Genomic DNA, 1,544 nt, shown 5'->3' on the forward strand with positions numbered 1-1,544 from the left:
AATACCTTTAGTGGTAAAGGAGATAACTTGCAGCAGAAGAAACCCTGTCCAGTATTGCCAGCATTGAATGCTCAGTTTCCAAATTCTTTAATGGTTAATGATTAATGGTTAATGGTTAATGGTTAATTGATTCCTGACAATTTTTAAGTTTAAATTTACCTATTAACAAAAATACAGGGACTATTTTGTAAGTGATTAATGGGACTTTATCTATAGCAATGGCTGCTCAATTATTGACAAATTAAAGGGACTAAGAATTGCTCAAAGATTTATGTGACAAGCTAAATTATTACCTGTTCCCTGTTCCCTGTTCCCTGTTCCCTTTTCCCTGAGCACAGCGCTATAACACAAATAATAAAAAAAGAAATCAGAAAATATTCGGATAAAAAATATTTGACAAGGCCATAAATACCAAAAAATAAAATTGCCATTCACAAAAAAAATAATTAATTTGTAAATGAAGATTGAATTTCATATCAATGAAAACCAAATATCTGATTTGCGTAGCTACTGTTTCTGTCTTAACCAGTATTGTGGCAACTACTACTGCAGCTAGGAGTGCCACGATCGTTCAATCCGCTTCAGTGCCACTGATCCCAACAAATATCAATGACGAGCCTCTCACACCTGTTATCAACCCCTTCGACACCAGTCTCGGTACCCTTGATGCGGTAACCATAGAATTTAACGGGCTAATGTCAGGAGACGCACGGAGCGAAAGCCTAGACGCAAAGCCAGCAACTCTGACTTGGAATCTGGAAGGCTTATTCACATTGGTCGGAGCAAATAATACAACCCTGTTCACACAGACAGCAACAGTAAGAGATTCAGCGGAAGTCGCTGCCTATGATGGCACATTAGATTTTCAGGGCGAGTCTGCAGTTTCATTCATCGGACTAACCGCTAATGTATCTGGTGAGAAGACATTCACAAATGGTTCCGTATTTAATGCATTCCTGGGCACTCAACCCGTAGACTTTTTCTTTTCTGCGGAAACCATATCGATTGTTAACGGAACCGCTAATATACTCAATGCGATCGCAACAAAAGCTCAAGGGGATGTCCAGGTTACTTACGACTACACACCATCAGAGCCAGAGTCAGTACCAGAACCCACGACTCCCCTTGGCTTAGGTTTAGTCGCAGGACTAAAACTGTTGTGGCAACGAAAGGAAGATCGTTAATTGGTAAGCATTCAGCGGTCAGCGGTCAGCGGTCAGCTTATTTCATTCAAAAGCACCGATTGCGCTACTTGAGGTGCTGCACGAACAGTAGCGTGCCCATAGCCGATAAGCACCTCAAGTAACGTGGCCACAAGTCAATGGCTGATATAGCAGAAGTCAGAAGTCAGAAAAACTCTTGCGCTTACTTAGGTTTGAGACTAATGTCGATGTCCTAACTGCCCTGGCGACTGCTATAAGCTGTTCGGCATTTAAATTGGTATAATAAAAATTAATAAATAACCCAATAATAGGAAATATGCCAGCAAAAAATTATCTGACACAAGAGCAAAAAACAATACTTCAAAAAGCCTTAAAAATAGA

1 protein-coding gene is annotated in these 1,544 nt (G+C 40.1%); it reads left to right on the forward strand.

Features of this window, described 5'->3' with window-relative positions; genetic code table 11:
• Positions 1-479: 479 nt before the first annotated feature.
• Positions 480-1,184 (forward strand): choice-of-anchor E domain-containing protein, encoded by a 705-nt coding sequence (locus F6K37_RS41795; RefSeq protein ID WP_287257141.1) that lies wholly within the window; start codon positions 480-482, stop codon positions 1,182-1,184.
• Positions 1,185-1,544: the final 360 nt, after the last annotated feature.

It is taken from the genome of Moorena sp. SIO4E2 (genome assembly GCF_010671945.1).
Taxonomy (GTDB): domain Bacteria; phylum Cyanobacteriota; class Cyanobacteriia; order Cyanobacteriales; family Coleofasciculaceae; genus Moorena; species Moorena producens.